The following is a 1,054-nucleotide window of genomic DNA, read 5'->3' as shown; positions in this document are numbered from 1 at the left end:
TTGATGCGATTGTAACTGCTTCATAAATACTTGGTGCGGCGTTTTGAAGCCGAGACATTTTCTGGGACGATGATTTAAGCTGTTCATCGCCCATAAAATATCTCCTTCACTGATGGCTTCAAATCGCATTTTCTTAGGAAAGAACTGGCGAATTAATCCATTCATATTTTCATTCGCACCGCGTTCCCAAGAGCAATACGGGTGGGCGAAATAGTGATCTGAATTGATATTTTCACTGATACGTTCATGCTGTGCAAACTCCTTACCGTTATCTGTCGTCAATGTGTGTACAACGTCAGAAAAAGGCGTCAGCAGAGAAATAATCATCTCTGCTACGGACTCGGCGGTTTTACGTTCGACTTTACCTATGAGTGAAAAACGGGACTTCCGCTCATTGAGTGTGACTAGTGCTTGCTGGTGATTGGCGCCGATCACCAGATCACCTTCCCAGTCACCAAACCGCTTAAGCTGGTCAACAATGACTGGGCGCTGTTCAATTGATACTTGATTTGGTATGGTGCCACGGCGTTCGCGGTTGCCATAGCGCTTCTTGCGTCCCTTCTGGCAGCGAAGAGCTTTATGCAAGGTACCACCAAGTTGCTTATCGGCATAAATGCGTTTATAGATGCTTTCGTGACTAACGCCTGGCTGCTTATTCGCATGCAAATAGCCACTGATTTGTTCAGGACTCCATAGTTCGGCAAGCTTGTCGTCAGCAAACGTCCACGTGTCGGCATGAATAGTGGTCGCATTGCCTTTGGCCTGTCTTGCGATAGACCGTGCCTGCGCCTGCTTGGGACGATATCCCCGCGCGCCACAATTGCGTTTCAGTTCTCGACTGATTGTTGATTTATCTCGTTCCATTATTTTAGCTATGGCACTTTGATCATGTCCTGCTTTTTTAAGTATGTAAATCTGGTATCGTTCGTCTTGGGTAAGATGTGTGTATGTCATTTCGGGCAACTTTGACTTGGAGGTCTGGAAGGCCGGATGCTACTGCATCTTCCCACCTTTAACCATTTATCTTCAGTTGCACTTCATAGTTGAACTCGCG

1 protein-coding gene is annotated in these 1,054 nt (G+C 46.4%); it reads right to left on the bottom strand.

Annotation, left to right across the window (positions count from 1 at the left end; translation table 11 throughout):
* Window positions 1-954 (bottom strand): IS30 family transposase (locus ACO0K1_RS20195; protein ID WP_423028996.1); only part of this gene is annotated, 954 nt, incomplete at its 3' end.
* Between the last annotated feature and the right edge of the window lie 100 nt (window positions 955-1,054).

It is taken from the genome of Undibacterium sp. SXout20W (assembly GCF_049340285.1).
GTDB lineage: Bacteria > Pseudomonadota > Gammaproteobacteria > Burkholderiales > Burkholderiaceae_D > Undibacterium.
Note: the sequence above shows the minus strand (reverse complement) of the source record. Positions and strands in the feature narration are given on the sequence as shown.